General features: G+C 64.6%; 31 protein-coding genes and 1 pseudogene. 7 read left to right on the plus strand and 25 right to left on the minus strand.

The genetic code is table 11. The annotated features are described in order from the left end of the window. Nucleotides 1–77: 77 nt before the first annotated feature. Nucleotides 78–350 (minus strand): hypothetical protein, encoded by a 273-nt coding sequence (locus tag U0S50_RS17385; protein ID WP_322309940.1) that lies wholly within the window; start codon nucleotides 348–350, stop codon nucleotides 78–80. An 87-nt stretch (nucleotides 351–437) separates the two neighbouring features. Next, nucleotides 438–953 (minus strand): hypothetical protein, encoded by a 516-nt coding sequence (locus U0S50_RS17390; RefSeq protein WP_322309941.1) that lies wholly within the window; start codon nucleotides 951–953, stop codon nucleotides 438–440. A 109-nt stretch (nucleotides 954–1,062) separates the two neighbouring features. On the opposite strand from U0S50_RS17390, the gene U0S50_RS17395 reads away from it, so the two are divergent. Then, the gene (locus U0S50_RS17395) at nucleotides 1,063–1,863 is read left to right on the plus strand and encodes an SDR family oxidoreductase (protein ID WP_322309942.1); all 801 of its coding nucleotides are present in this window, start codon (nucleotides 1,063–1,065) and stop codon (nucleotides 1,861–1,863) included. An 83-nt stretch (nucleotides 1,864–1,946) separates the two neighbouring features. On the opposite strand, the gene U0S50_RS17400 is transcribed toward U0S50_RS17395, so the two are convergent. The 8 genes from U0S50_RS17400 to U0S50_RS17435 form a co-directional block, all read right to left on the minus strand. Then, nucleotides 1,947–2,654 carry a head GIN domain-containing protein gene (locus tag U0S50_RS17400; RefSeq protein WP_322309943.1) on the minus strand — a complete coding sequence of 236 codons (708 nt, stop codon included), beginning with the start codon at nucleotides 2,652–2,654 and terminating at the stop codon, nucleotides 1,947–1,949. Nucleotides 2,655–2,697: 43 nt separating this feature from the next. Beyond that, on the minus strand, nucleotides 2,698–3,456 hold the full coding sequence (locus tag U0S50_RS17405) for a head GIN domain-containing protein (RefSeq protein ID WP_322309944.1): 759 nt from the start codon (nucleotides 3,454–3,456) through the stop codon (nucleotides 2,698–2,700). A gap of 75 nt (nucleotides 3,457–3,531) precedes the next feature. Continuing rightward, on the minus strand, nucleotides 3,532–4,182 hold the full coding sequence (locus U0S50_RS17410) for an NrsF family protein (protein WP_322309945.1): 651 nt from the start codon (nucleotides 4,180–4,182) through the stop codon (nucleotides 3,532–3,534). Between the two features lies 1 nt (nucleotide 4,183). Further along, nucleotides 4,184–4,705 carry a sigma-70 family RNA polymerase sigma factor gene (locus U0S50_RS17415; RefSeq protein WP_322309946.1) on the minus strand — a complete coding sequence of 174 codons (522 nt, stop codon included), beginning with the start codon at nucleotides 4,703–4,705 and terminating at the stop codon, nucleotides 4,184–4,186. Further along, complete coding sequence (locus tag U0S50_RS17420) at nucleotides 4,702–5,160, minus strand: DoxX family protein (protein ID WP_322309947.1); 459 nt, start codon at nucleotides 5,158–5,160, stop codon at nucleotides 4,702–4,704. The genes U0S50_RS17415 and U0S50_RS17420 overlap by 4 nt, the downstream gene beginning before the upstream one ends. Next, nucleotides 5,157–5,873 carry a DNA-binding domain-containing protein gene (locus U0S50_RS17425; protein ID WP_322309948.1) on the minus strand — a complete coding sequence of 239 codons (717 nt, stop codon included), beginning with the start codon at nucleotides 5,871–5,873 and terminating at the stop codon, nucleotides 5,157–5,159. The genes U0S50_RS17420 and U0S50_RS17425 overlap by 4 nt, the downstream gene beginning before the upstream one ends. Further along, entirely contained in the window at nucleotides 5,866–6,747 is an 882-nt protein-coding gene (locus U0S50_RS17430) for a DUF692 domain-containing protein (RefSeq protein ID WP_322309949.1), read from the minus strand. The genes U0S50_RS17425 and U0S50_RS17430 overlap by 8 nt, the downstream gene beginning before the upstream one ends. A gap of 9 nt (nucleotides 6,748–6,756) precedes the next feature. Next, a complete protein-coding gene (locus U0S50_RS17435; protein ID WP_322309950.1) occupies nucleotides 6,757–7,053 on the minus strand; it encodes a DUF2282 domain-containing protein in 297 nt (98 codons plus the stop codon). 159 nt (nucleotides 7,054–7,212) lie between these two features. Between U0S50_RS17435 and U0S50_RS17440 the strand changes: the two genes are divergently transcribed. From U0S50_RS17440 to U0S50_RS17460, 5 genes are all read left to right on the plus strand, one after another. Next, the gene (locus tag U0S50_RS17440; protein ID WP_322309951.1) at nucleotides 7,213–7,689 is read left to right on the plus strand and encodes a GreA/GreB family elongation factor; all 477 of its coding nucleotides are present in this window, start codon (nucleotides 7,213–7,215) and stop codon (nucleotides 7,687–7,689) included. Continuing rightward, nucleotides 7,686–7,865, plus strand: coding sequence for a hypothetical protein (locus U0S50_RS17445; protein ID WP_322309952.1), 180 nt, complete (start codon nucleotides 7,686–7,688; stop codon nucleotides 7,863–7,865). The genes U0S50_RS17440 and U0S50_RS17445 overlap by 4 nt, the downstream gene beginning before the upstream one ends. Before the next feature lie 6 nt (nucleotides 7,866–7,871). Beyond that, entirely contained in the window at nucleotides 7,872–9,050 is a 1,179-nt protein-coding gene (locus U0S50_RS17450) for an NAD(P)/FAD-dependent oxidoreductase (RefSeq protein WP_322309953.1), read from the plus strand. 165 nt (nucleotides 9,051–9,215) lie between these two features. Continuing rightward, nucleotides 9,216–10,997 (plus strand): DEAD/DEAH box helicase, encoded by a 1,782-nt coding sequence (locus U0S50_RS17455; RefSeq protein ID WP_322309954.1) that lies wholly within the window; start codon nucleotides 9,216–9,218, stop codon nucleotides 10,995–10,997. 114 nt (nucleotides 10,998–11,111) lie between these two features. Then, nucleotides 11,112–12,089 carry a quinone oxidoreductase gene (locus tag U0S50_RS17460; protein ID WP_322309955.1) on the plus strand — a complete coding sequence of 326 codons (978 nt, stop codon included), beginning with the start codon at nucleotides 11,112–11,114 and terminating at the stop codon, nucleotides 12,087–12,089. 28 nt (nucleotides 12,090–12,117) lie between these two features. Here U0S50_RS17460 and fghA read toward each other — a convergent pair whose 3' ends face one another. From fghA to U0S50_RS17520, 12 genes are all read right to left on the minus strand, one after another. After that, nucleotides 12,118–12,966, minus strand: coding sequence for an S-formylglutathione hydrolase (gene fghA / locus U0S50_RS17465; protein WP_322309956.1), 849 nt, complete (start codon nucleotides 12,964–12,966; stop codon nucleotides 12,118–12,120). After that, nucleotides 12,963–13,469, minus strand: coding sequence for a prolyl-tRNA synthetase associated domain-containing protein (locus U0S50_RS17470; protein WP_322309957.1), 507 nt, complete (start codon nucleotides 13,467–13,469; stop codon nucleotides 12,963–12,965). Before U0S50_RS17470 ends, fghA begins: the two co-directional genes overlap by 4 nt. Before the next feature lie 6 nt (nucleotides 13,470–13,475). Beyond that, nucleotides 13,476–13,853, minus strand: coding sequence for a VOC family protein (locus U0S50_RS17475; protein WP_322309958.1), 378 nt, complete (start codon nucleotides 13,851–13,853; stop codon nucleotides 13,476–13,478). Nucleotides 13,854–13,909: 56 nt separating this feature from the next. After that, nucleotides 13,910–14,782 carry a formyltetrahydrofolate deformylase gene (gene purU / locus U0S50_RS17480; RefSeq protein WP_322309959.1) on the minus strand — a complete coding sequence of 291 codons (873 nt, stop codon included), beginning with the start codon at nucleotides 14,780–14,782 and terminating at the stop codon, nucleotides 13,910–13,912. 1 nt (nucleotide 14,783) lies between these two features. Then, on the minus strand, nucleotides 14,784–15,170 hold the full coding sequence (locus U0S50_RS17485; RefSeq protein ID WP_322309960.1) for a VOC family protein: 387 nt from the start codon (nucleotides 15,168–15,170) through the stop codon (nucleotides 14,784–14,786). A 12-nt stretch (nucleotides 15,171–15,182) separates the two neighbouring features. Further along, a complete protein-coding gene (locus U0S50_RS17490; protein ID WP_322309961.1) occupies nucleotides 15,183–16,295 on the minus strand; it encodes an S-(hydroxymethyl)glutathione dehydrogenase/class III alcohol dehydrogenase in 1,113 nt (370 codons plus the stop codon). Nucleotides 16,296–16,711: 416 nt separating this feature from the next. Then, nucleotides 16,712–18,091 (minus strand): L-serine ammonia-lyase, encoded by a 1,380-nt coding sequence (locus U0S50_RS17495; RefSeq protein WP_322309962.1) that lies wholly within the window; start codon nucleotides 18,089–18,091, stop codon nucleotides 16,712–16,714. 63 nt (nucleotides 18,092–18,154) lie between these two features. After that, nucleotides 18,155–18,769: a superoxide dismutase gene (locus U0S50_RS17500; protein WP_322309963.1), complete on the minus strand. Its 615-nt coding sequence runs from the start codon at nucleotides 18,767–18,769 to the stop codon at nucleotides 18,155–18,157. 201 nt (nucleotides 18,770–18,970) lie between these two features. After that, nucleotides 18,971–20,548 carry a cisplatin damage response ATP-dependent DNA ligase gene (locus U0S50_RS17505; RefSeq protein WP_322309964.1) on the minus strand — a complete coding sequence of 526 codons (1,578 nt, stop codon included), beginning with the start codon at nucleotides 20,546–20,548 and terminating at the stop codon, nucleotides 18,971–18,973. Then, a complete protein-coding gene (locus tag U0S50_RS17510) occupies nucleotides 20,545–21,555 on the minus strand; it encodes a ligase-associated DNA damage response exonuclease (protein WP_322309965.1) in 1,011 nt (336 codons plus the stop codon). The genes U0S50_RS17505 and U0S50_RS17510 overlap by 4 nt, the downstream gene beginning before the upstream one ends. Nucleotides 21,556–21,655: 100 nt before the next feature. Continuing rightward, on the minus strand, nucleotides 21,656–22,402 hold the full coding sequence (locus tag U0S50_RS17515; protein ID WP_322309966.1) for a Crp/Fnr family transcriptional regulator: 747 nt from the start codon (nucleotides 22,400–22,402) through the stop codon (nucleotides 21,656–21,658). 19 nt (nucleotides 22,403–22,421) lie between these two features. Then, nucleotides 22,422–23,957: a sensor histidine kinase gene (locus tag U0S50_RS17520; RefSeq protein WP_322309967.1), complete on the minus strand. Its 1,536-nt coding sequence runs from the start codon at nucleotides 23,955–23,957 to the stop codon at nucleotides 22,422–22,424. Between the two features lie 204 nt (nucleotides 23,958–24,161). Here U0S50_RS17520 and U0S50_RS17525 point away from each other — a divergent pair, with 204 nt between their 5' ends. Further along, the gene (locus tag U0S50_RS17525; RefSeq protein WP_322309968.1) at nucleotides 24,162–24,953 is read left to right on the plus strand and encodes a response regulator; all 792 of its coding nucleotides are present in this window, start codon (nucleotides 24,162–24,164) and stop codon (nucleotides 24,951–24,953) included. 18 nt (nucleotides 24,954–24,971) lie between these two features. On the opposite strand, the gene U0S50_RS17530 is transcribed toward U0S50_RS17525, so the two are convergent. The 3 genes and pseudogenes from U0S50_RS17530 to U0S50_RS17540 all read right to left on the minus strand — a co-directional run. Then, nucleotides 24,972–25,526, minus strand: a complete 555-nt coding sequence (locus U0S50_RS17530) for a sigma-70 family RNA polymerase sigma factor (protein ID WP_322309969.1) — start codon at nucleotides 25,524–25,526, stop codon at nucleotides 24,972–24,974. A 194-nt stretch (nucleotides 25,527–25,720) separates the two neighbouring features. Beyond that, nucleotides 25,721–26,125: a BLUF domain-containing protein gene (locus U0S50_RS17535; RefSeq protein ID WP_322309970.1), complete on the minus strand. Its 405-nt coding sequence runs from the start codon at nucleotides 26,123–26,125 to the stop codon at nucleotides 25,721–25,723. An 82-nt stretch (nucleotides 26,126–26,207) separates the two neighbouring features. Further along, nucleotides 26,208–26,333: pseudogene (locus U0S50_RS17540) on the minus strand (IS5/IS1182 family transposase); the annotation flags it as partial.

Raw genomic sequence — 26,333 nt, forward strand, 5'->3', positions numbered from 1 at the left:
GGCACGCCGCCCGAATGTCGCATATCGGTCCCTGAACGGGACGCCGCGCCCCGGAAACGGGGCGCGAGTGTCGCACGCTACTCCAGCGCGCGATCGCTTCGGATCAGAAGACCCGGAAGGTGCGGCGACGCCGCCTTGGGCGCCTTGCACCGTGCCGAACCGGTTGATCGGCGCGACGGCGTCTGCGGCGCCGGACGCCGGGCACTGTCGCTCGCTTCGGCCTGACCGGTGCTTTCCGCAAAGAGGACAAGCGACCCCATCGCCGCAGGAACGGCGGGCGCGGCTGCCGCTGCACGGTCGGCGGTCGCCAGGCCGGTGAGCAAAGCCAAAAGGGTCAGCAACAAACGCAAGGATTGCCCCTCATCACGTCGAATGCGCGGTTGTCTATCACGCGATGCTGAACATAGGGTGAAAGCGAGGCCCCGTCCAGAGCCGCCTCAGTCCAGCGCCAGATTCAGTCGTTTGACCTCGACCAGAAAGCTCTTGGGTTTCTTGAAATATTTGCTCTTGCGGTTGACCGCCAGCCCAACGACTTCGGCTAGCTCCATCACAAAATGCACGCAATTGCGCTTGTTCAGACTATAGCTCGGCTGGTTGCGGTCGCGCCATTCATCCACTTTAGCGATCACCCGCGCATAGGTCGCGTCGTCCAGCGTCATACTGAATTGCAAGTCGCTTTTCCCGATATAGTCGGCCTTTTGCGACTGCACCTCCCCCTTCACCGACCCAAAAAGGATCGCCGGTGTTACCGCAGTCGCGGTGAAGCCATAATTTGTATCGACAATTTCGCCGGTAGTATCGACCCGTCCCTTGAGGACGATGAAGGCGTGGGGAAAGCGGTCGCCAAAGTCGTGGCTATAAAAGCTGACCACCACCTCAGCCCGGGTGGGCGCCGCAAACCCCGCGAAAAACAGGAGCAGGGACAATAGGATCAGGCGCGCGACGCGGGTCATCGCGCCCGTCCTTGCCAGCCCCGCAACGCCTTGCCAAGCCGCGATTGATGCTTGACGATCGGGGGCAGTTCGCCTGTTGTACCACTGACAATGATGTAAGGAGAGGGCGATGACAAAGAAATCCATTTTCATCACCGGCGGCGGCTCGGGCATCGGACGCGCGGTGGCTCGTCACTTCGCCGCGCAGGGATGGTTCGTCGGTATCGCCGATGTCAATGCGCAGGGCATCGATGAAACCGCCGCGCTCTTGCCCAGCGGCTCGTCATCCCGACACGTCATGGATGTACGCGATCGCGACCAGTGGGAGGCCGCGCTCAACGTCTTTGCCGCAGCCAGCGGCGGGCGCCTAGACGTGCTGTTCAATAATGCCGGCATCGGATCGGGCGGCCAGTTCATGGACATGGAGCCGGCCGAAGCCGACCGCCTGATTGCGATCAATTTCGGCGGCGTGGTGAACGGCATCTATATGGCGATGCCGCTGCTTCGCGCGACGCCGGGGTCGACCATCCTCAATACGGGTTCGGCCTCTGGATTCTACGGCGTCGCGGGGCTCGCCGTTTATTCGGCCACCAAATTCGCGGTTCGCGGACTGACCGAAGCGCTGGAAATCGAATTTGCCAAACATGGTATCAAGGTACGCTCGCTGATGCCGGGTTTCATCGACACCCCCCTCCTCGATCAGGTGAGCGCAGACAGCAACGAACCCGCGCGCAACCGCCTGTCGGCCAGCGGGTTCGAGATCGTCCCCGTCGAGCGGGTCGCCGAGGCAGCGTGGAACGCGGTGCATGGAACAAAGGTGCATGTCACGGTTGGAAAAATGGCCAAGCGCCTGTCCCGCCTTGCCCGCTTCCTTCCAGGCCTTGTCGCTCGCCAGTCGAAGAAGATCGATGGGCTGGGAACCGCCCTGTGAACCCTGTAGGGAACGCCCGCGAAATCGAAGCGTGTCCATGCAAACTTTGGCAGACGAACGCGTAGTGGAGCGGGAATGCCGCCCTATTTCGCGGTCCCGCATGTTACGGTGCCTGAACCGACATTTCGCACGGTGCATACCGGGCGGCCAAGCACCACCGTCGTCCCGATACCCCGCGCCGTTATCGTCGCTGTCTTGACGGCGTGAAAGCGATGGTCGCCCGTACCCTCGCTTTCGCTGGCCAGTGCATCGACCGCCAGCCGCCCGGCATCGACCGCCCCTGCACCTGAAAGCATCATTTCCGCCCGCTTGGCCTTGCCCCCGAGTGTCATCATGCCGTTGCCCATCATGGCGACCGAAAGACGGTCGCCGTCAATTGCATCGACGGTCAGACGCCCCGGTCCCTGAAGGGTGATACGGATGCGCGCGCCTTTCAGGCGATCGATCCGCAACGATCCCGCACCAGCAAGCGACGCGGCCCGCAGGTTCGCCGCGTTGACGCGAATCGTCACAGGTCCGCGTGGTGCGGTTCGCCGTTCATCGCCGACAAAACGGCTCTCGCGAATGACGAGGCGTCCATCGCGTGCTTCGATACTCAACCGGTCAAGCGCATCGCGCGGCCCGTCAGCAATTGCACCCACGGGTGCGCGCGCCGTCACCTCGACAATCACATCCGCCTGGACATCGATGGTGTCAAAGCTGGTAAGGCCGAATCGCTTCTCGGCTGCGGCAGCGGGAGCAACGGCGAGCGCCACCGACGCAGCGATCAAATGTCGAAAAACGCTGTTCATGGCGTCAGCCTAACCGCTTTGCAGTGGTCAGACCAGCCATCGATCAAGTGCAGCTGACTTCACCCGAACCCAGCGTGCGGGTCGAACAGGAAGCGCCGCCGGTCAGCATCGCATCGCCCGAACCCAAGATGGTGACGTCGGCCGCGCCCGTCGCATGCGCCTCTGCGCTGCCCGAACCGGTAATCGACAGGTCGAGCGCGGTCGCCGATAATCCCGAGGCCGTAATATCGCCCGAACCCGACAGCTTATACTGCGCCTGGTCCACATTGCCGCTAGCGACAGCGAGATCACCCGACCCAGTCAGCGAAATCGCGGCATTCTTGCCAACGAGCTTGCCAATCTTGAGATCCCCGGATCCAGTCAGGACGGCCGACACCGCCTCGCCCTCGACCACATCGGCGTCGACTTCCCCCGAACCGGTCAGCGTCAGCTTCGTCACGCGCGGCATCGTGATCGCGATCTTCACCCCCTGGCTGCGAACGCGGCTAGCATTGAAGCGCTCGCTCTTTCGACCGATCGACAGCCTGTCGCCGACCAACTCGATTTCGAGTTGTTCCAGTTCCGCCTCGGAGCCGCTTGCCTTGATCGAAAAGGCATCGCCCTGGCGAATGGTGACGTCATCGGGGCCGGTGACTTCGACGCCAACGAAATCCTTGAAGCCATAGCTTCGGCTTCCAACTGCGCCCGCCTCAGCCGACGAGCCCGCTTCTGACCTGCCATCGCCGAGCGACACCGCACCATCACATCCCGATACAGTCGTCGACAGAACCACGGGAAGCGCAATCATCCGCCAGTCAAACATCAGAAATCTCCTATGTGTGTTATTCACATAACACGCGCCGGAGGAGGATGTCCAGCATGTCGGATTGCGATGGCGCTACCAGCGCAAAAAAGAAGGCAACAACAACCGCCCGGCCGCTCCCGACAACGGAATTGCCAGCCCGTGCCACAGGGCAATATGCACCAGATCGTCGATCGGGCAGTGGAGTGCGACGATCGCGGCGCCCGATGCCCCGGCCGCAATACCGATAACCCAGGCAGCACGGGTCGGCGACGTCGGGGCGCCGCCCCTGAGCCATAGGAACAGCGAGGCGCCCACCCCCAGCCCGGCGAGCAGGGCCTGAGCCAGACACGGTGTATCGATGCCATGGCGGACCGAGGCCATCGCCGCATGGCTGTCCTCCATGCCCGTGAACAGCGCCGACAATGGCAGCGCCATCGCCGCGATGCCTGCCCAGCGCCAGCCGTTATAATCGCGCCCCACACCGGGCAGCCCCATGCGCAGCCCGCTCCAGATCGCGGCAAGCGCGACGGCAGCGATCAACCAGAAGGCCAGCATCGGCAGTGGCGGCAACATGACGCCTCGTGCCAGATCACCGCGCAAGCCGAGCAGGCCGAGCAACAATGCCGCTGCTCCGACCCATCCCACAGCGACCATCAGCGACCCTCGCGTCACACGCCGGGGGGTGATCGGTTCCAGTTCGTCGGCCAGACCCTCGATCAGTTCGTCGAGCGATGCACCCTTCATCTCATTCGCTTTCGATCAATGCCGCGAGCTTTTTCAACCCGCGATGGATATTCACTTTCACCAGCGATTCGCTTTGGCCGCTGATCTGCGAAGCCTCCGCAATCGAGGCGCCTTCGATCTTGACGAGCGTAATTGCCTGCGCCTGCCCTTGCGGCAAGTGTGTCAACAGCCGATCAATACTCAGTCGCGCATGAACGGCGTCATCTTCCGCCTCCACTGCGGCGTCTCCCTCACCGAGTTCCGCCTCGTCGCGCTGTCGCCGCAACATGTCGATCCAGCGATAGCGCGCGATGGCTGCCAGCCAGGGAAGAAAGGCGCGGTCGCTGTCCCAGGTCGCCAGCTTGCGATGCATCGACACGAGGGTTTCCTGAACCAGATCGTCGATCTGGTGCGGTGCAATACGTCGAGAAAAATATCGCGCCAGCCAGGCACGGCAGTCGCCGAGCAACGCGCGATAAGCCGCGCGGTCCCCTCGCTGCGAAGCAGCCATCAGCCGCGCCAGCGAAGGCTCGTCGATCCTCATGCCCGTTGCGGCCTAGCAAGAATCGCGTCGAGCGAGAACAGGCCGCCGCCACGAACGATCAATATCGCTGCCATTGCCGCCCACAAGGAATGCACCGGCCACCACGCATCGGGAAAGACGAAAATCTGGATGACAAGCGTCATCACCAGCAAGGCGGCTGCCGATAGACGGGTCGCCAGCCCGATCAGCAACAGGACAGGAAAAACATGCTCCGCCCAGGTCGTCAGAGGCACCGCAAGCGCCGGATCGAGCGGCAAGCCCGAAAACTCGTCGCGAAACAGGTCATAGGTGAAATCGTTGATTTCCAGCCAGCTTCCTTCGACCACCTTGGTTCGGCCCGAACGCCAGAAAACGCCGGCGAGCGCCACGCGCACCAACAATAGCGCCACCCCCTCGACAACAGGGCTGTTCAGCAAGGCAATCCCGCGACCATAGATTGCAACAACAGATTTCATGACCAACTTTTCTCCATCGCACCAGCGCCGATCAATACGGCGGCGGCATCGCCCCCTGGTTCGGCAAACCGGGCAATCAGGTTACCGAGCGGCGCAAACGAATCCGCTCCAGCCAGAAATGCCGCCTCCTTTTCGCTCACCGCAAGCAACCGGACGTCGGCTTCCGGGCGGGTCAGCAGCAGCGCAGGTGTATCGCCCGAAAGCGCGGGATCGAAATGCGGTGCGGCGGCGCTCGACAGTGTCACGATGCGGGCAGCAGGGTGCCGCCGGGTTCGAAGTGCCAGCAGATCGTCCACAGCCAGTCCCGCAAGATCGGACAGAAGAAGCGCCGGGGCGTCCATGGCGTGATAACTTTCCAGCCACGCCCATTCGACCATGGCGATGTCGGCGGCGAGCCGTCCCGACGCCAGTCCAAGCCATTCAGGAAAGTCGGCACCGATCTTGTTGAGCGATCGTCGCATAGCCCCTCCAGCGTCAAGGAAGGAACGCGACAAGCGATTGAACAGGGCCTCGCCCAGATGGGCCCGACACCGCGGAAAGCTGTCCTCCAACGCCACCAGGCGCGCATGCGACACGGTGTTCGCATGAACCGCAAGCCCGCGCAGGATTGCAACGTCGCCATCGACAAACAGATCGGCGGGACAATGGTCCGGCCCCTGGATCAGCGCCGCCGCGATGGCCGCCTGCCCGGCACCCAAATCACGATCAGCCATGAACCATCTCCGGCATGGACAAGGGGCGCAGCAACGCTTTTGCCTGTTCCACCTCGGCCATCAGCACCGCGTAGGGCGGGACATCGCTGTCCCATTCAACCAGAACGGGCTTGGCACCCGAGCGACAAAGAAAGCGCTCCAGCAAGGTCCAGCAGGCGCCATCGACCGGCGATCCGTGGTCGTCGATCGCGATCCTTCCACCCATGCCGTCGGCCTTAACGGCATGACCCGCAACATGAACTTCGCCGACAAGCGTGGGGTCGATCGCGTCGATCCAAGGCAATGGATCGAGGTCGAGGTTGAACGCCGACACGCAGATATTATTGACATCGAGCAGCAAACCGCAGCCGCTGCGGCGACACAGTTCGTGCAGAAAATCCACCTCCGACCAATCATCCCGACGGTAGGCGAGATAGCGCGACGGATTCTCGATCAATATCCTGCGACCAAGCCGATCCTGTACCCGGGTGACTTCAGCAACAAAATGGTCGAGCGCGGCATGACTGTAGGGGACCGGCAACAGGTCCGGAAACTTGTCGTCGGGCCCGTTCGACCAGCTAAGATGATCCGAGACCATCGCCGGTTCGTACCGTGCACAAAGCGCAGCAAGCGCCGCCAGCTCTTCGCGATCAACGCCCGACACCGTCCCCAGTGACAGTCCGACCGAATGAAAGCTGATCGGCAGATGCGCAGCAATGGCACCCAGCCAGCGATGCGGAGGCCCGCCTGCGCCGAAGTAGTTTTGGGGGTGAACTTCGACCCAGGCGGGCGGGGTTCCCCGTTCCACGTCCGCCAGGACGTCAGCATAATGGGCCGGCTTCAGCCCGATACCGGCGCAGGGCGGCAGGTCGTCGCGGAACAGGGACGGGAGCATGGGTGCGCGTCAGCCCTTCTTCGGCATCGGCTTGGCATTGCCCTTGTGCGCGGCCAGCGTGCCGCCCATTTTTTCGCAAGCGCCCTTCGCGACATATTTCCAGGCATTGCCCTGATAATCGACGGTCGAGGTTCCCGCGCAGCTGGTGCCCGGCCCGGCGGCGCAATCATTCTTTCCCTTCAGGGCAACGCCATAGCATTTTTCCTTCGCGCCGCTGGCCGCAACCGCTGCGCCAGGAACAGCGGCGGCGGTGGCCATGGCGATAAGCGCCGATGCGGCGAGCGACATTTTCACATTGTTGGTCATCGATAATCTCCCTTAGAATGGGCGATGCGGGGGATGGCATCACCCACCGGTTCGCGCCGCCCGCAGCGCCGGTTACCGGCCGGGAGATTTTTCGTGCCATCTTGTCGCCACCTTCGCCGTGCAAAAGAGCCCAATCCCTCCCCATCCGGACGAATGAAGATGAGCGTAGCGTTCCGCCGCGAAAGCGACGACGAACATAAGGAACCCGAGTTCGAACTGCCGATCCCGGTCGGTCCGAACCTTGTCACCGCCCGCGGCGCACGGCTGCTCGGCGAAGCCGTGGCGCGCCTCGAAACGGCAGTCGCGGCCGCAAGCGACGCCGAAGCGCGCAAGAAATTGCAACGCCAGCTGCGCTATTTCGGCACCCGCAAGGCCAGCGCCGAAATCGTACCGCCGCCCGCCGCCGATGTCGTCGGGATCGGCAGCCGTGTCCGCTATTCGCTGGGCGGCGCCGAACGCCATATTACCATCGTCGGCCATGACGAGGCCGACCCCACCGCCGGGCGTATCGCCTATACCGCCCCGCTTGGCCGCGCCCTGATGGGCGCCGAGGTCGACGAGAGCGTCGCTTTCCAGGGCCGCGAGGATGCGATCACCATCCTGGCCGCCGATGCCGACGCGGAGGAACTGGTATGAAAGACAAGTTCGAACGCCATAAACAGCCCTGGACCGCCGCCGAAATCGACAGGCTGCACAATCTGGCGAAAAAAGGCATGGCGCTGAAAGCCATTGCCAAGGCGCTGACCCGCAGCGAGGAATCGGTAAAGATCCGTGCCAAGGCCGACGGGCTGTCGATCGCAAAGCTGCGCTGACCGTTCATGGCCACTCCCCGATATGATGCCATCGTGCTGGGTGCCGGCGCGGCCGGGCTGATGTGCGCCGCTGTCGCCGGGCAGCGCGGACGTCGGGTGCTGCTGCTCGACCATGCCGATGCGGTGGGGAAGAAGATCCTCATCTCGGGCGGCGGACGCTGCAACTTCACCAACATTCATACCGGCCCCGACCGCTATATTTCGGCGAACCCGCATTTCGCGAAATCAGCCCTCGCGCGCTACACCCCCGCCGATTTCATCGCCCTGGTCGACGCCTATGGCATCGCCTGGCACGAAAAGACGCTGGGTCAGCTTTTCTGCGACGGATCGGCGAAGCAGATTGTCGCGATGCTGTGCGAAGAAGCCGCGAAAGCCGGGGTCGATCTGCGCTGCGGCCAGGCTGTCGGCCCGGTCGATCATGGCGACGATGGTTTTCGCGTTGGTTTCGGCGACCAAATGTTTACCGCCCCAAGCCTCGTCATCGCCACCGGCGGCCCGTCGATCCCCAAAATGGGCGCGACCGGCCTTGCCTACGACCTTGCCCGACAGTTCGGGTTGAAGGTCGTCGAGCCGCGCCCTGCCCTTGTTCCGCTGACCCTTGGCGGCGATGATGTGTTGTTCCGCGAGCTGTCGGGCGTCGCCACCCCGGTCGAGGCGCGCGCGGGCAACGCCGCATTCCGCGAAGCGGCGCTGTTCACCCACCGCGGCCTTTCGGGGCCGGCCATCCTGCAGGTCAGCAGCTATTGGCGGCACGGCGAGCCGGTGGCGATCGATTTTCTGCCCGATGCCGCTTCGGGGTGGCTAGCCGAGGCCAAGCGCGCCCGCCCGCGCACCTCCCTGGCCGCCGCGCTCGCCGCCGCGCTTCCCGACCGGTTGGCGCAGGTGCTGGCCGAGCGGCTGGCGCTGCCCGGCGAATTGGGGGCGCTGACCGACCGCAAGCTGGCCGATGCGGAGGCGCGGCTGGCGCGCTGGACCTTCCACCCCAATGGCACCGAGGGCTTTGCCAAGGCCGAGGTGACGGTGGGCGGAATTTCGACCGCAAATCTGTCATCGCAAACAATGATGGCCAAAAGCGTTCCGGGGCTCTATGCGGTCGGCGAAGCCGTGGATGTCACCGGGTGGCTGGGCGGCTATAATTTTCAATGGGCCTGGGCCAGCGGACACGCGGCAGGCCAGGCCCTTTAGGAAACGGACAAACCATCATTTTCGTCATGCTGACCCGGCGATGGCATCGCTGTTTCAGCATCCACAGGCGAACGCTGTGCCGCAGGATATTGGGCCCCGGATCAGGTCCAGCGTGACGAATCGACCAAATCGGCGGTGCAGCCCGCCCAGGACAAGAAGAACAAAATGGCTTTCGATCATCTCTCGCCCGTCCTTGCGGACGCCCTTACCGCGCGCGGCTATGAAGCGCTGACCCCCGTTCAGGCTCAGGTCGTCGAAACCGACGCGCACGGACGCGATCTGCTGGTTTCCGCACAAACCGGTTCGGGCAAGACCGTCGCCTTTGGCCTCGCGATGGCCGGCCAGCTGATCGAAGGCGAGCGCTTGCCCTTTGCAACGTCGCCGCTGGCGCTGATCGTCGCGCCGACCCGCGAACTCGCGCTGCAGGTCAGTCGTGAGCTCGGCTGGCTTTACGCCAAGGCGGGTGCGCGCATCGCCACCTGCGTCGGCGGTATGGACGCGAGCAAGGAGCGCCGCGCGCTGAACCAGGGCGTGCATATCGTCGTCGGCACCCCGGGACGTCTGCGCGACCATCTCGAACGCGGCGCGCTTGATCTAGCGGCGCTGCGTGTCGCGGTGCTCGACGAAGCCGACGAAATGCTCGACATGGGGTTCCGCGACGATCTGGAAGAAATTCTCGACGCCACCCCCGATACCCGCCGCACCCTGCTCTTCTCCGCGACGATCCCGAAACCGATCGCCCAGCTCGCCAAACGCTATCAGCAGGATGCGCTGCGCATCTCGACCGTTGGCGAAGAACGCGGCCATGGCGACATCAGCTATCAGGCGATCACCGTCGCCCCCGCCGACATCGAGGGCGCGGTCGTCAACCTGCTGCGCCTGCACGACGCCGAAACCGCCATGCTGTTCTGCGCGACGCGCGACAATGTTCGCCGTCTCCACGCCAGCTTGACCGAGCGCGGCTTTGCGGTCGTCGCGCTATCGGGCGAACATAGCCAGAATGAACGCAACCACGCGCTGCAAGCCCTTCGCGACCGCCGCGCGCGGGTGTGCGTCGCCACCGACGTCGCGGCGCGCGGCATCGACCTGCCGACGCTCAGCCTGGTCATCCACGTCGAAATCCCGCGCGACGCCGAAACGCTGCAACACCGGTCCGGACGCACCGGCCGCGCAGGCAAAAAGGGCACCGCGGCGATCATCGTCCCCTATCCGCGCCGCCGCCGCGTCGACGGCATGCTGCGCGGTGCACGGATCAACGCCGAATGGATGAACGCGCCGACCGCCGCCGACGTCCGCGCTCGCGATCAGGAACGGCTGATCGAAAAGCTGCTTGCCCCGCAGGAGCATGAACCCGAGGATCTGGAACTCGCCCAGCGGCTGATGGCCGAACGTACGCCCGAGGATATCGCCGCTGCGCTCGTCCGCGCGCACCGCGCGACGATGCCGCCGCCCGAGGATCTGATCGACACCGGCGCCCGCGGCCGCGGCGAGCGTCCGGAACGCGGCGAGCGGTTCGAACGCCCCGAACGGAGCGGCGAGTGGCGCGAGGGGTTCGACGACAGCGTCTGGTTCCGCCTGAACATCGGTCGCCGCCAGAATGCCGACCCGCGCTGGATTCTGCCGCTGCTGTGCCGCCGCGGCCATGTCACCAAGAACGAGATCGGCGCCATCCGCATCGGTCCGTCAGAGACATTGTTCAACATCCCGATCGCCATCGCCGACCGTTTTGCCGAAGCGGTGCAGCGCAGCGCCAATGCCGATGGCGAGGATGACAGCGGCGTCGCGATCACCCCGGCCCCCGACGGCCCGACCTGGCCGCCGCGCCGCGAAAAGGGCCCGCACAAGGGCGGCCCGCGCAACGATGGCCCACGCAAGCCTTATGGCAAGCCCGGCGGTTTCAAGCCCAAACCCTTTGGCAAGGGCAAGCCGCGCCACCAGGGCCGGTAAGCCGACGAGCCGCTTTCCCGGCGAAAGCCGGGGAAACGCGACCCTAGGCGATCGTGCAGCTTGCACCAACTGCCATGCGGCCGCACAATGGCCGCGGCGGCAGGAGGCACGGACATGCAGGCGACCGAAGCGTTTATCGAAAAGCAGGGCGGACCCGAGGTTATCCAGTGGCGCGACGTCACGCTTGGCGATCCGGGCCCGGGTCAGGCGCTGATCCGCCAGACCGCGATCGGGCTCAACTATATCGACATTTATCACCGCGACGGCACCTATCCGGTCGAGCTGCCCGGCGGGCTCGGGCTCGAGGCGGCGGGCGAAATCCTTGCAGTCGGCGCAGGGGTCGATCATCTCGCGCCCGGCGACCGGGTTGCGACCTTTGGACCGCAGCGCAACGCCTATGCCACCGCGCGGATCGTCCCCGCCGCATCCTTGTTCAAGTTGCCCGACGCAATCAGCGAAGAGACCGCCGCCGCCGCGCTGCTGAAAGCCGGGACGGTCGAAGCACTCGTCGAGCGCTGCGCGAAGGTCGAGGCGGGCTGGCCGGTGCTCGTCCACGCCGCGGCGGGCGGGGTTGGCCTGATCCTCGTCCAGTGGCTGAAAGCGATCGGCGCAACCGTCATTGGCACCGTCAGCACCGCCGAAAAGGCCGCCACCGCCACCGCTGCGGGCGCCGACCATATCATCCGTTACAGGGAGGAGGATGTCGCCGCGCGGGTCCGCGAGATCACCGGCGGCAACGGGGTCCCCGTCACCTTTGACGGCATCGGCATGACCACCTGGCAGACCTCGCTCCAGGCCACGGCGCGGCGCGGCCTGATCGTCAGCTATGGCAATGCCGGCGGCCCCGTCACCGGCGTGAACCTGGGCGTTCTTGCGCTGCACGGGTCGCAATTCGTCACCCGGCCGACGCTGTTCGATTATTATCGCGACCCCGCCGAACGCACCGCGGGCGCAGCGCGGGTCTTCGAGATGATCGGCAGCGGCGCGGTCGGCATCACCATCGGCCAGCGCTATCCGCTGACCGATGCGGCGCGCGCGCAGGAAGATCTGGCTGCCGGGCGGACGACGGGATCGACGCTGCTGGTTCCATAACCCACCGTCGTCGTGCCCCACGCGACGATTAGGCCTTTAGCCGTTCGGCGTGCCATTCGATATGTTCGGCCATGAAGGTCGAGATGAAATAATAGCTGTGGTCATAGCCCGGCTGCATCCGGATGTCGGCCTTTTGCCCCGCCCTCTTGCACGCCTCTTCCAGCAAATGCGTCTTGAGCTGGGCATCGAGGAAATTATCCGCCGTACCCTGGTCCACCAGCAGATCGGGCAACCGCGCACCGCCGTCGATCAGCGCACAGGCGTCGTAAGCGCGCCACGCTTCGCGATCGGCGCCGAGATAGTTCGCCAGCGCCTTTTCCCCCCACGGGCATTGCAGCGGCGCGGCGATCGGCGAAAAGGCCGATACCGACCGGAAACGGTCAGGGGTGCGCAAGGCGACGGTGAGCGCGCCATGGCCGCCCATCGAATGGCCGCTAATCCCCTGCCGCGTCAGGTCGGCCATCGGAAAATGACGCAGCACCACCGACGGCAACTCATCCTCGACATAGGAGCGCATGCGGTAATGTTTCGCCCACGGTTCCTCGGTCGCATCGACGTAAAAGCCGGCGCCGAGCCCGAAATCCCACGCCCCATCCGGATCGTCGGGCACATCGTCGCCGCGCGGGCTGGTGTCGGGCGCCACGAAGATGATGCCGTGCCGCGCGCAGGCCGCGCGATATTCGCCCTTTTCCATGACATTGGCGTGGGTGCAGGTCAGCCCCGACAGATACCAGAGCACCGGCAGGACCGCCCCCGCTTCATGGTCGGGGACAAAGACCGCAAAGCTCATATCGGTGCCGGTCGCGGTGCTGGCGTGCCGGTAAACACCCTGCGTACCGCCATGGCTGCGCACTGTCGAAACCGTTTCGAGGGTCATATCTGTTCCTGTGTCGGGATGGGAGCGGTGACGGGGTCATGACCCCAATGGCGCAGCAGGTCCAGTATCGCCGCGCCGGACAGCCCCAAAGTGCCGGTGTTGCGCAGCGGATGGACATTGACCCGCGCCGCCGCCGCCAGCCCGGCGTCGATCACCACGGTGAGGCTGCCGGGTTCGGCATTGATCGCGGCGAGCGGTGTCACCGATCCCGGCTGGATGCCGAGCAATCGCGCCATATCCTCCGCCTTGCCGAAGCTCACCCGTTTGCAACCGATCGCGGCGGGCAAAGCCTTCAGATCGACGCGCGCCTCGCCCGGCACGGTGACGAGCCAGAAGGCGCCGCCGGCATCCTTCAGGAACAGATTCTTGGTATGCGCGCCGGGAATCGCGGCGTTGACGTCGTCGCTTTCGGCGACAGTGAACACCGCGGCATGTTCGTGCGCGGCGAAGGGGATGGCCTGCGCATGCAGATCCGCCAGCAATCCCGCTTCGCCCCGCATCATGTCAGATTACATCCGGTGCAAGGCGCACAGCTTGTTACCCGACGGATCGCGCAGATAGGCGAGGTACATGGCGCCAAAGCCGCCCTCGCGCACGCCCGGCGGATCTTCGATCGAGGTGCCGCCATTGGCGACACCCGCGTCGTGCCACGCCTTTGCTTGCTCTGGCCCGTCCATCGCGAAACCGATTGTGCAGCCGTTGCCCGCGGTTGCCGGCTGGCCGTCGATCGGCGCGCCGACAAGGAAAAGTCCGCCATTGTGCACATAGATCAGGCGGCCCTTGTCGTCCTGGATCGCGGGCTTTCCACCGATCGCCTGAAAGGTAGCGTCATAGAATTTCTTCGATGCCTCAAGGTCGTTCGACCCGACCATATTGTGACTGTACATCGCCTTTGCTCCTTCTGGTTTTCGTTGCGAATCGATACCCAATCTTGTTCGCGCCGTCAGCGAAACACAACCGTCTTGCGCCCGTCGATCAGCACCCGCTGTTCAGCGACCCAGCGCACCGCACGCGCGAGCACCTGCGCCTCTATATCGCGGCCGGTGCGGATCAGATCCTCCACCGAATCGCGGTGATCGACGCGCTCGACCGCCTGTTCGATGATCGGCCCTTCGTCGAGGTCGCTGGTCACGAAATGCGCGGTGGCGCCGATCAGCTTCACCCCGCGTTCGTGGGCGCGGTGATAGGGTTTGGCGCCCTTGAAACCGGGCAGGAAACTGTGGTGGATATTGATGCAGCGCCCGGCGAGCCTGGCCGACAAATCCTCCGTCAGCACCTGCATATAGCGCGCAAGCACCAGATATTCGGCGCCGCCGCGCGCCATCACATCGAGGATGGCCGCTTCCTGTTCGGCACGATTGTCGCTGCTGACCGGCAGATAGTGGAAGGGCACGCCGTGCCATTCGCTGAGGCGCCGCTGCGCCTCGTGATTCGATACCACGCCGACGATGTCGATCGCCAGATTACCGGTCGACCAGCGGTGCAGAAGGTCGTTGAGGCAATGGCTGCCCTGCGACACCGCGATGACGAAGCGCGGTTTCGCGGTGCGGTCGCTGATCCGCGCCTCCATCGCAAATCGCTCGACGATCGGCGCGAACGCCGCCTGCACCCCCGCCAGCCCTTCCGGAAAGGCCGCTCCCGCCCCGCGAAACTCGACGCGCATGAAGAAACGCCCCGAATCGAGATCGGCATATTGCTGGCTGTCGAGGATGAAGCCATCGCGCTCCGCGAGCAGCCCCGTCACCGCCGCGACGATGCCCACCGCGTCGACGCAGCTGAAGGTCAGCACATAGGCGGGTCCGTTTTCGCCGGTCATGTCAGCCCGAAACCTTGTGCGTGGCGCAAAGCTTGTTGCCCGCCGGGTCGCGCAGATAGGCGAGATAGACGACGCGCCCCTCGGTCGCGTGACGAATGCCCGGCGGATCTTCCGCCGTCGTCCCGCCGTTCGCCACCCCCGCCGCGTGCCAGGCATCGACCGCATCGGTCGAGGGGGCGAGGAACCCCAGCGTGTGGCCATTGCCGCACGCCGCCGCCCCGCCGTTGACCGGTTGCGTCACGACCAACCGGCCGCCCGCGTGCATATAGATCAGCCGCCCGCGCTCATCGACATAGCCTTCAGGCACGCCGAACAGGGCGAGGGTCGCATCGTAAAAGCGCTTACTCGCCGCGATGTCGTTCGACCCCAGCGCCACATGGCTGAACATATATGCTTCCCTTTAGTAAACGACGACGCTGCGGATGCTCTCGCCCGCGTGCATCAGGTCGAAACCCTTGTTGATCTCTTCCAGCCCCATGACGTGGGTGATCATCGGGTCGATCTCGATCTTGCCCTGCATGTACATGTCGACGATCTTCGGCACGTCGGTGCGCCCCTTGGCGCCGCCGAAGGCGGTGCCGCGCCAGTTGCGCCCGGTGACGAGCTGGAACGGGCGCGTCGCGATTTCCTTGCCCGCCTCAGCGACGCCGATGATGATCGAGGTGCCCCAACCGCGATGGCAGGCTTCGAGTGCGATCCGCATCACCTCGGTATTGCCCGTCGCGTCGAAGGTGTAGTCGGCGCCGCCGTCGGTCATCTGGACGATTGCCGCGACGACATCCTCGCGGCTCATGCCCTTTGAATTGAGGAAGTCGGTCATGCCGAACTTGCGGCCCCATTCTTCACGATCGGGGTTGATGTCGACGCCGATGATCTGGTTCGCCCCCGCAAGCCGCGCGCCCTGGATCACGTTGAGCCCGATCCCGCCCAGACCGAAGATCACGACATTGTCGCCGACCTGCACCTTTGCGGTGTTGATCACCGCGCCGACGCCCGTGGTCACGCCGCAGCCGATGTAGCAGCTCGACTGGAACGGCGCGTCCTCGCGGATCTTTGCGACCGCAATCTCGGGCAGCACGGTGAAGTTCGAGAATGTCGAGCAGCCCATATAGTGGAAGATCGGCTGGCCCTTGTACGAAAAGCGCGTCGTGCCGTCGGGCATCAGCCCCTTTCCTTGGGTGGCGCGGATCGCGGTGCAGAGGTTGGTCTTGCCCGAAAGGCAGCTTTTGCACTGGCGGCATTCGGGGGTGTAGAGCGGGATGACATGGTCGCCGGGGACGACGCTCGTCACCCCCGCGCCGACCTCGCGCACGATCCCTGCGCCCTCATGCCCCAGCACGCTCGGAAAGATGCCCTCGCTGTCGAAACCGTCGAGCGTATAGGCGTCGGTGTGGCAGATGCCCGTCGCCATGATCTCGACCAGCACCTCGCCTGCCTTGGGGCCTTCCAGATCAAGCTCAACGATTTCGAGCGGCTTCTTCGCTTCGAACGCAACGGCGGCGCGGGTCTTCATGGCGGGTCTCCTTCTTGGCCGCTCCAATCCCGCAAAGCGCGCGGCAATGCAAGCATGTGATCCTCGCGGCGGCGCAGCCGTGGAGGGGGGCGCCGCGAAGCGGTCGTGGAAGGGCCGCGACGTCGGCGTCATCGCCCCTCCGTCAGCGGCTCCGCCGCTGCCACCTCCCCATCGCTGCGCGACAGGGCGGATCCATGCCGTCACATCCGTCTTAAAGCGACAAAAGATACGGACGCGCAGCGCGAAACTGTCTCCTTTGTCGCCTTAAGCGAAGGCGGGAATATCGACGGGATCAAAGAGCCGGAAGTTGCAGGATGACAGGCTGACAGAGCGAGATAATGTAGGAAAGCCGTTTCTCTGCTGTCCCGCGCGCGCGCCGGGCTTGACCCGGGGTGACGATTGAAGGGGAGCAGTGCTCAACACTCCACCACACTGACCGCCAGCCCGCCCTTCGACGTTTCCTTATATTTGTCGCGCATGTCGCGGCCCGTCTGCAGCATCGTCACGATGACGGTGTCGAGGCTGACGACATGCGTGCCGTCGCCGATCATCGCGATGCGGCTCGCGTCGATCGCCTTGATCGCGCCCATCGCATTGCGCTCGATACACGGGATCTGGACGAGCCCGCCGATCGGATCGCAAGTGAGGCCGAGGTTATGCTCCATGCCAATCTCTGCGGCGTTTTCGATCTGCGCGTTGGTGCCGCCGAGCGCGGCGGTCAGCCCCGCCGCCGCCATCGAGCAGGCGACGCCGACCTCGCCCTGGCAGCCGACCTCGGCGCCCGAAATGCTGGCGTTGCGTTTGTAGAGCGCGCCGACCGCGGCCGCGGTGAGCAGGAAGGTCCGCACCCCGGCGGCGTCGCCGCGATAGCCGCGCCGGTAGAAGCGGATCACCGCCGGGATGATCCCCGCCGCGCCGTTGGTCGGCGCGGTGACGACCTTGCCGCCCGCGGCATTTTCCTCGTTCACCGCCATCGCCCACAGGTTGATCCAGTCCATCATCGCGAGCGGATCGGTCAGATTGGCTTCGTGGCGGTTTCGGATGTCGTCGGCGATCTGCGGCGCGCGGCGTTTGACCTTGAGCCCGCCGGGGAGAATGCCCGTGCTCGAACAGCCCGCGTCGATCGAGGCATCCATCGCCTCGGCGATCGCATCGATACCCGCCGTCACCTCGTTCGGCGGGCGGTGACGCACTTCGTTGGCGAACATCATTTCGGCAAAGCTGAGGCCCGACGCCTTGCCCATCGCGATCAGGTCGGCGCCCGAGGTGAAGGGATAGGGCAGTTCGACCTCGTCCTCAGCGCCGCGGCTGTTGCGCCCCGCTTCGTCCTCGTCGACGACGAAGCCGCCGCCGATCGAGAAATACATGCGCTTGGCCAGGATTTCGCCTTCCGCATCGCGCGCGGTGAAGGACAAGGCATTGGTGTGAAAGGGCTGACGCTGGCGCATCTGGAAATGCAGGTCGCGCTTGGGTTCGAACCGCACGCGCTGGCGCCCGAGCAGATAGAGGAAACCTTCGTTTTCGGCGCGTGTCCAATGCGCCTGAATCGCCGCAAGGCTGGTTTCGGCCGGGATCTCGCCCGCAAGACCCGCGACGAGCGCGGTATCGGAGGCGTGCCCCTTTCCAGTCAGCGCGAGCGAGCCGTAAAGGTCGGCCTCGACATGCGCGGTACGAGGGAGCAGTTCATGCTCGTCCAGCCAGAGGCCGAAGCGGCGCCCGGCAACCATCGGTCCCACTGTATGCGAGCTCGAGGGTCCGACACCGATCTTGAAAAGTTCGAAAAGGCTGATGGTCATGGCGGCGCTATATAAGACGCGCCGCCATGACGATAGGACATTGATGCCCCGATTATTTCCCGATCAGGCCGGATAGGTCCAGGCGCCGTCGCGGGCGAGGTTTTCCGCCGCAAAGTCCCAGTTGAGGAGATCGTCGACCACCGCGTCGACATAGGCGGGGCGCAGATTCTTGCGGTCGATGTAATAGGCATGTTCCCACACATCGATGACGAGCAGCGGCTTGACGCCCGCGGCCAGTTCGGTGCCGGCGTCATGCGTGTCGGTCACCGACAGCGTGCCGTCCTTGGCAACGAGCCATGCCCAGCCCGACGCGAAATGGTTGACCGCGGTTTCCTTGAGCTGCTTTTTGAGCGCGTCCAGCGAACCGAAGTCGCGATCGATCGCGGCGGCCAGGTCGCCGGTGGGCGCAGTCTTGGCCGGGCTCAGGCTTTCCCAGTAAAAGGCGTGGTTCCACGACTGGGCGGCGTTGTTGAACAGCCCCTTGTTGCCTGCGCCTTCGGCGTGGTGGACGATATCCTCAAGGCTTTTGCCCGCCAGATCGGTGCCCTCAATCGCCGCGTTGACCTTGTCGACATAGGCCTTGTGATGCTTGCCATGATGCGTCGCCAGCGTGTCGGCCGAGATATGCGGGGCCAGTGCGTCCTGGGCGTAGGGAAGCGGGGGGTGAGCGATTGTCATGGCAGTCTTCCTTTTGTTTTGAACGTTCGGGGCCTTAACTCGGTATCGGGGCGCGCGGTTGCAACCCCGGGACGGGGAATTTTTCCTCTCGTCCTTGCGAGCGAAGCGGGCCGAAGGCGGCCGTAGGCCAAGCAATCCAGAGCGGCTACCGCCTGGCCTGAGTTGCCGCGTCGCCTTCGGCTCGTCGCTATGACGAAGGGGCTACGTCACCATGCTGCGCAGCGTCGCGATCCGGTCAGCCTCTTCGGCGGGCTTGTCGCGGCGGATGCGCGAAATCCGCGGGAAGCGCATCGCAAGCCCCGACTTGTGCCGTTTCGATGCGTGGACGGAATCGAAGGCGACCTCCAGCACCAGTGTCTTTTCCACTTCGCGCACCGGGCCGAAGCGATCGGTCGTGTGGTCGCGGACATATTTGTCGAGCCATTTCAGATCCTCGTCGGTAAAGCCCGAATAGGCCTTGCCGACCGGCAGCAGCTCGCCCGCATCGTTCCAGCAACCGAAGGTATAGTCGGAATAGAAGCTCGCCCGGCGGCCATTGCCGCGCTGCGCATACATCAGCACGCAATCGGCGATCAGCGGATCGCGTTTCCATTTATACCACAGCCCGGCGCGGCGCCCCGCCACATAGGGCGCGTCGCGGCGTTTCAGCATCACCCCCTCGATCGCCGCATCGCGCGCACCCGCCCGCAGCGCGGCGAGCGCGTCGAAATCGGACGCCGCGATCAATGGCGACAGATCGAAATGGCTGGCCGGCAGGTTCGCCGCGAAAGCTTCGAGCAGCCGTCGGCGCTCGGTCCACGCAAGGCCGCGCAAATCGCGGCCATCGAGATCGAGGAGGTCATAGACGCGGACGAAGGCGGGATATTCGGCCAGCATCTTTTTGGACACCGCCTTGCGCCCCAGACGCTGCTGCAACGCATTGAAGCTGGCGGCATCGCCGCCCTGCGTATCGCCGCGCACCAGCAGCTCGCCGTCGATGACCGCATGGCGACCGAACGCCGCAACCAGTTCGGGAAAGGCCGCCCCGATTTCCTCGCCGCCACGGCTGTAGAGGCGCGTCCGGTCGCCGCTGCGGACGATCTGGACGCGGATACCGTCCCATTTCCATTCGGCGGCATAGTCGGCAAGATCGACGCTTTCGGCGTCCAGCGGATGCGCGAGCATGAAGGGCCGGAAATAGGCGACATCGGCAAGGTCGGGCCGCGGCGCCCGCCGCTCGCCCCAGGCGAAGAGCGGGCCATAGGGCGGCGGGATCGCGTGCCACAATTCCTCGACATCGTCGACGGGCACATCGAAAGCCTGGGCAAAGGCCTGTTTCGCGAGCCGCGCCGACACGCCGATACGCATGCCGCCGAGCGCCAGCTTGAGCAGCGCATAGCGTCCGTCGGCATCGAGGCGGTCGAGGAGCGAGGCAAGGACCACCGGCGCATCGCTTCGCGTCGCGGCAGCAAGCGTTTCGACCGTTTCGCTGAGACCGAGAACCGGCCGCCCCGCCGAACCCGACGCGGGTTCCGGCCAGAGCAGCGCGGCGGTTTCCGCGGTGTCGCCAACGAAATGGCGCGACAGGCGGAACAGTTCGCCATCGACCCGCGAGGCGAGCAGCGCGCGAACCGTGCCGGCCTTGATCGCGGGAAAGTCGAACGCCTCGGTCAGCGCCGCAAGCGCCCAGCCGCGATCGGGGTCGGGCGTATGGCGAAGATAGTCGGCGATGAGCGCCAGCTTCGTATTGCGCGAACGGGTATAGATCAGCCGGTCGATCAGGGCGGCAAAGCGCTTCACGCCTCTCCCTCCTCCTGATCGCGGCCGACGAGATGCAGGGCGCGCGCCTTGCGCTGGTGAAGCTCGCACCAGCGCAGCAGACCATCCTCGCTGCCATGGGTGATCCAGCTTTCTCGCGGGTTCACCTCCGCGATCGTCGCGGTGAGTTCGTCCCAGTCGGCATGATCGGAAATGATCAGCGGCAATTCGACCATCCGCGCCCGCGCGCGCTGGCGTACCCGCATCCAGCCCGACGCCATCGCGGTCACGGGATCAGGCAGCCGCCGCGACCAGCGGTCGCCGAGCGCCGATGGCGGAGCGACGACGATCTGCCCCGCCATCGCGTCGCGTGCGGTATCGGCCACCAGCCTGAGATCGCCCAGGTCGATGCCATGATCGCGATAAAGCGCACACATGCGTTCGAGCGCGCCATGAATATAGATGGGGGCGTCCCAACCGGCCGCGCGCAGTTCGGCGATCACCCGCTGCGCCTTGCCCAGCGCATAGGCGCCGACGAGTACCGACCGGTCGGGCTCCGCCCGCACGGCGGCGATCAGCTTCGCAATCTCGTCCCCGGTCGCGGGGTGGCGGAACACGGGCAAGCCAAAGGTCGCCTCGGTAATGAAGATATCGCACGGCACGACCTCGAACGGCGCGCAGGTCGGATCGTGCCGCCGTTTATAGTCGCCCGTGACGACGACGCGCTCCCCCCCATGCTCCATCGCGATTTGCGCGCTGCCGAGGACATGGCCCGCCGGGTGAAAGGAAAAGCGCACCCCGCCGCGTTCAAAGCCCTCGCCATAGGCAAAGGCGGCATTGTGGCTCGCTTCGGCATCGACACCATAGCGTAGCGCCATGATCGCCAGCGTTTCAGGGGTCGCAAACACCGCGCCATGCCCGCTGCGCGCGTGATCGGCATGACCGTGGGTGACGACGGCGCGATCGACCGGGCGGGCGGGATCGATCCAAAGATCGGCCGGCCGCACATAGAGGCCATGCGGATGGGGTTCGAGCCAGTGACCGGTCATCGGCCTATCAATGCATGGAGCGCCAAGCGGTTCATTCAATATCGATAGCATATCATCGATAGCATATCGAACAAAGAAAGAACAAACTGCTGTCGACCCATTACCCCGGCCGCATCTGGCCCAACCGCATCCGAAAGGCGTCCAGGTGGAAATAGCTGGGATCGAACTCGCACATTTCGGCGAGCGCCGGCGCGTCGAGGAAGTGAATCCACTGGCGCCCCATTTCAATATAGCCCGCGCGAACCAAGCGTCGCAGGACGCGGTTGGTGTGGATCGGCGTCAAGCCCAGCGTATCGGCGATCTGCGTCTGGGTCAGCGGCAGCCTGAGGCTGTCGCCATGGGCCTGTTTGACGATCTGGGCGCGGCGATGAAGTTCGAGCAGCAGATGGCCGATCCGTTCCTGCGCGCTCTGGCGGCCGTTGCGCACGATCTGTTCCCGCAGAAACGCTTCTTCCTGCACCTGCGTCCACCAGAAGGCCATGGTCAGCGTTCCAGATCCCGCCAGCATGGCGCGCACCGCCGGCGGCGACAGCGCATAAAACGACCCGTCGGTAACGGCGATCACGCCATGATCCGCCTCTGCCGCGACGAGGACCTGAAGGTCGAATATGTCGCCGGGAAGCAGGATATTGAGAATCTGGCGGCGCCCATCCTCAAGCGTCTTGAAGCGAGCCGCCCACCCATCGCGCATCACGAGCACGGCATCCATTTTCTGGCCCGCCGAGATGATTTCGCTGTTCGCGCGAAACGGGCGCACCTTGCCGCCCAGTTGCGACAGCGCCGCCCGGTCGCCAGCGCCAAGGTCGTTATAATAGCCGAGCCGCGCGATCAGCGCTTCCAATGGCATCGTCCCCACCCTTCCCCGTTCAGGCTTCGCGCCAGCGCGCGGGCAGCGTGATTTCGCAGACGAGACCGGTCGGTTCCCAATGCCGCTCGATCGTCCCGCCCAGATTGTTGCGTACGCTGCGTTCCATGAGCAAGGTGCCGAAACTGGTCCGTTGGGGCGCGCCAACAACTTGTGCCCCGCCGGTTTCCGTCCAGGTCATGCGGAACCGGCGATCATCCTCTTCGCCGCCTTCCTGTGTCCAGCTGACCTCCACTCGCCCATGTTCGGTCGACAGCGCGCCGTGCTTGACGGCATTGGTCGCTAGTTCGTTGAACAGAAGGGCCATCGCGACCAACGCATTTTCGGGCAGCAGCAGGTCGGGGCCCGTCCAGTGGATGCGCGGAAAGGCTGCCTCCACCTCGCGCATCAGCGCATGCATCGACCCGGTCATGAAATTGGCGCCGAGCAGGACATTCTGGGCACGATTGAGCGCATCGAGGCGGCTGTTGATCCGCTCGACATAATCGTCGACGCCATCGGCGGAATGCCGGGTCAGCGAGATGATCGCGCCGACCGTCGCGAACAGGTTGCGCATCCGGTGATGCAGTTCGCGCATCAGCAGATTGGCGTTTTCCTGCCGGCTTTTCTGTTCGGTGATGTCGACGTTGATGCCGGTCAGCACCGCCTCGTTCAGACGCACGTCCCAATCGGCCCGCCCGGCAAGCCAGCGGACGCCGCGTTCGGGATGCTGCACGCGAAATTCGGTGGCATAGGGCGCGCCGCTGCTCACCGCCTCGTCGACCGCCGCGCGCACCATGGCGCGATCGTCGGGATGGATGCGGCCGAACACGGCCTCTGCGGTCGGCAGCGCGGCCGCGAAATCGCCGCCCCACAATTCGGCAGCCGCACCCTGCCAGCGAATGGCGTCGGTGATGGGATCGAACTGCCAGATGGCGATGCTCGAAAAATCGAGGGCGCGTTCCAGCATCCGCCGCGCCTCGTCGCGTTCGAAGGCGGTACGCCGCAATTCCGCCTCCGCCATCACGATAGCCGCGAAATCCTCTAGCCGCTGCATCGCCTTGGCATCCGGAGCCTCGCGCGGTTCACGGTCGATGACACACAAGGTACCGAGCACCGCGCCATTGTGCGCGCGCAGGGGAACGCCGGCGTAAAAGCGGATATGCGGATCGCCCGTCACCAGCGGATTGTCGGCGAAGCGCGGATCGTTCAGTGGGTCGGTGACGATCACAGGCCGTTCGTCGGCGACCACATGTTGGCAAAAGCTGATATTGCGCGGGGTTTCGGAGGCATCGAGGCCATGCGCCGATTTAAACCATTGCCGACAGTCATCGACCAGCGACACCAGCGCAATGGGGGCGTCGAACAGGTCGGCGACCAGCGCGGTCACGCGGTCGAAGGCTTGCTCGGGATCGGTGTCGAGCAGATGATATTCCCGAAGCGTGTCGAGCCGCCACTTTTCACGTAGCGCCGCACCATCTTCTCCGCCGTCCGCCAACACCCCCTCCTTTGCCGCCGATCGCGCCGTCTCGATCTGATCCCCCGGCCGCTCTGCCATGAATTCGGTTCCTACAAAAGCAAATCGGCCTTCCTTATGGAAAATCGTACCTTTCCATCATCTTACGGCCACAGTCCGTGTTTGTCGTCGGATTTTACGCTTTGCAGGACGACAGGTTGCAGGGCGCGCCCTCATTTCGTCGCAGCCGGGAACCGACCAGCGCGGGCGCGCGTATCAACATTTCCAAGAGAGGGAGGCCGATATATGAGTTTGGGCGATGAAATCCGTGGACACCTGCCCTTCCTGCGCCGCTATGCCCGCGCGCTGACCGGCAGTCAGCAGCATGGCGACAATTTCGTCCACACGACTTTGGAGGTCATTGTCGCCGCGCCGGACGAGTTCAGCGCTGGAAACGGGACCCGCATTGACCTTTACCGCCACTTTCACCGGATCTGGGAAAGCGCCTTCATCGCCGACGGCGATGTCGACGACGAAGAAGATCCGCTGGTGCGGGCCGCCAATCAGCGTCTGGCGACCATCACCCCGCTTGGCCGCCAGATTCTGTTGCTCAACGCCCTCGAAGGATTTTCGGTCGAGGAGACAGCGACGATCACCGGCACCGACGAACCGACGGTCGAGCGCCTGCTGGCCGATGCGGTCGCCGACATCGATCGCGAATCGCGCACCTCGGTGCTGATTATCGAGGACGAACCGCTGATCGCGATGGAGCTGGAACAGATCGTCCGCGGGCTCGGCCACGATGTCGCCGGAATCGCAACCACGCACGAAGACGCGGTCGCCGCCTTCGAGGCCACCGATGCCGGGCTGGTGCTGGCCGACATACAGCTGGCCGACGGATCCTCGGGCATCGACGCGGTTCAGGACATATTGGCCCTGGCGCCGGTTCCGGCAATCTTCATCACCGCCTTTCCCGAGCGCCTGCTGACCGGCAATCGCGTCGAGCCGACCTTTCTGATTTCCAAACCGTTTCGCGAGAACAGCGTGCGCGCGGCGATCAGCCAGAGCCTGATGTTCACGCCGCAGCTCGCGGCCTGAACACACGCTGCGCGGCCGCTATTCGGCCGGTGTTCGGCCGGCCGTCAGTTGGTCGACATTGTCCATGATCGCGGCGAACGGATCGCCAAGCGGCAGGGCATCGCCCCCGCGCCGCGGCATGTCGTCGCTGTCCAGGATCACCTGTAGCGCGGTCCGCGCACGCGACACGCGGCTTTTCATCGTCCCCACCGCGCATCCGCAGATCGCCGCGCCTTCCTCATAGGAAAGCTGCCCGGCGCCGATCAGCACCAACGCCTCGCGCTGGTCGACCGGCAACTGCATCAGCGCGCGCTGGACATCGGCGAGGTGCAGGCTGTCATCCTGGTCATCCGGGGCGACAAGCAGCCGTTCCGCCGCCAACTCGTCATATTCGGCGGTGAATTTGCGCCGCCGCATCTGCGACAGGAAACAGTTGCGCAGGATCACGAAAGCCCAGCTCTTCATGCTCGACGGGCCTGGAACATAGGAAGCGCGCGCTTTCCACGCCTTCATCATCGTTTCCTGGACCAGATCGTCGGCAAGATCGGCGTTGCCACACAGGCTGCGCCCAAAGGCGCGCAAGTGCGGCAACATCGCCGCAAGTTCCCGCTTGAAGCTGTCGTCGTCGAGCGGCAGAGGAACTATATCGCTGATAATATGGCCTTTGTCTTGGCATTCGCCCCGGAGTTATTCCACAGGCTTAGCGTGTCCGAACCGCGAAGCAAAGCCGAAGCGTGACACGCCGGGCCGCCTGTCGCCCAAAGCCGCCTCAACGCCACGACACGCCGTCACCCCGCGCCGCGGCGCGCACCGAGCGCAATGAAGTTCGCCATCAGCCGCTCGTCCTGTTCATCAAGCTTTCCATTCGCGGCAAGTCGCGACAAATCAGCCTCAACATCGCCGTGCAGCCGGTGATAGAGCATCGACCAGCCCGAAAATTCGCGTTCCGAAACATGGCGTCGGCGAATTTCGACCATCCCCGAATGCCGCCGGTCGGGCCGGATCAGGCCCAGGCACGCCTCCACCTTCGCCGAAGGGCCTTCGAGCAATTGCATGAAATTATGGCCGTTATAAATCAGCGCGCCCGTCAGTTCGTCACGGGCATTGTTGCGCTGCGCCTGTTCGACAAGCTTCGTTATGTCGTCCGTTCCGAGCAAGGGATCGGCGACGCTTACATAGATGATCGACAGCAACGAATGACCCTCCCTCGCGTCGCCGGACAGCGACGCGCCGGACGACCTTAGCCCGGCCGCAAACACTTGGCACTAATCTGGATTAGGTCGTGTTGACAAAAGACTTCAGCCATAGGCGCGAGGCGGCGAGGTTGAGGAAGCTCTCGAACGAGAGAAGTGTCTTGTCGTATCGGGTGGCGATGCGTCGTTGCTGTTTGAGCTTGCCGAA

The sequence above is a fragment of the Sphingopyxis sp. genome (assembly GCF_034380315.1).
Lineage (GTDB): Bacteria > Pseudomonadota > Alphaproteobacteria > Sphingomonadales > Sphingomonadaceae > Sphingopyxis.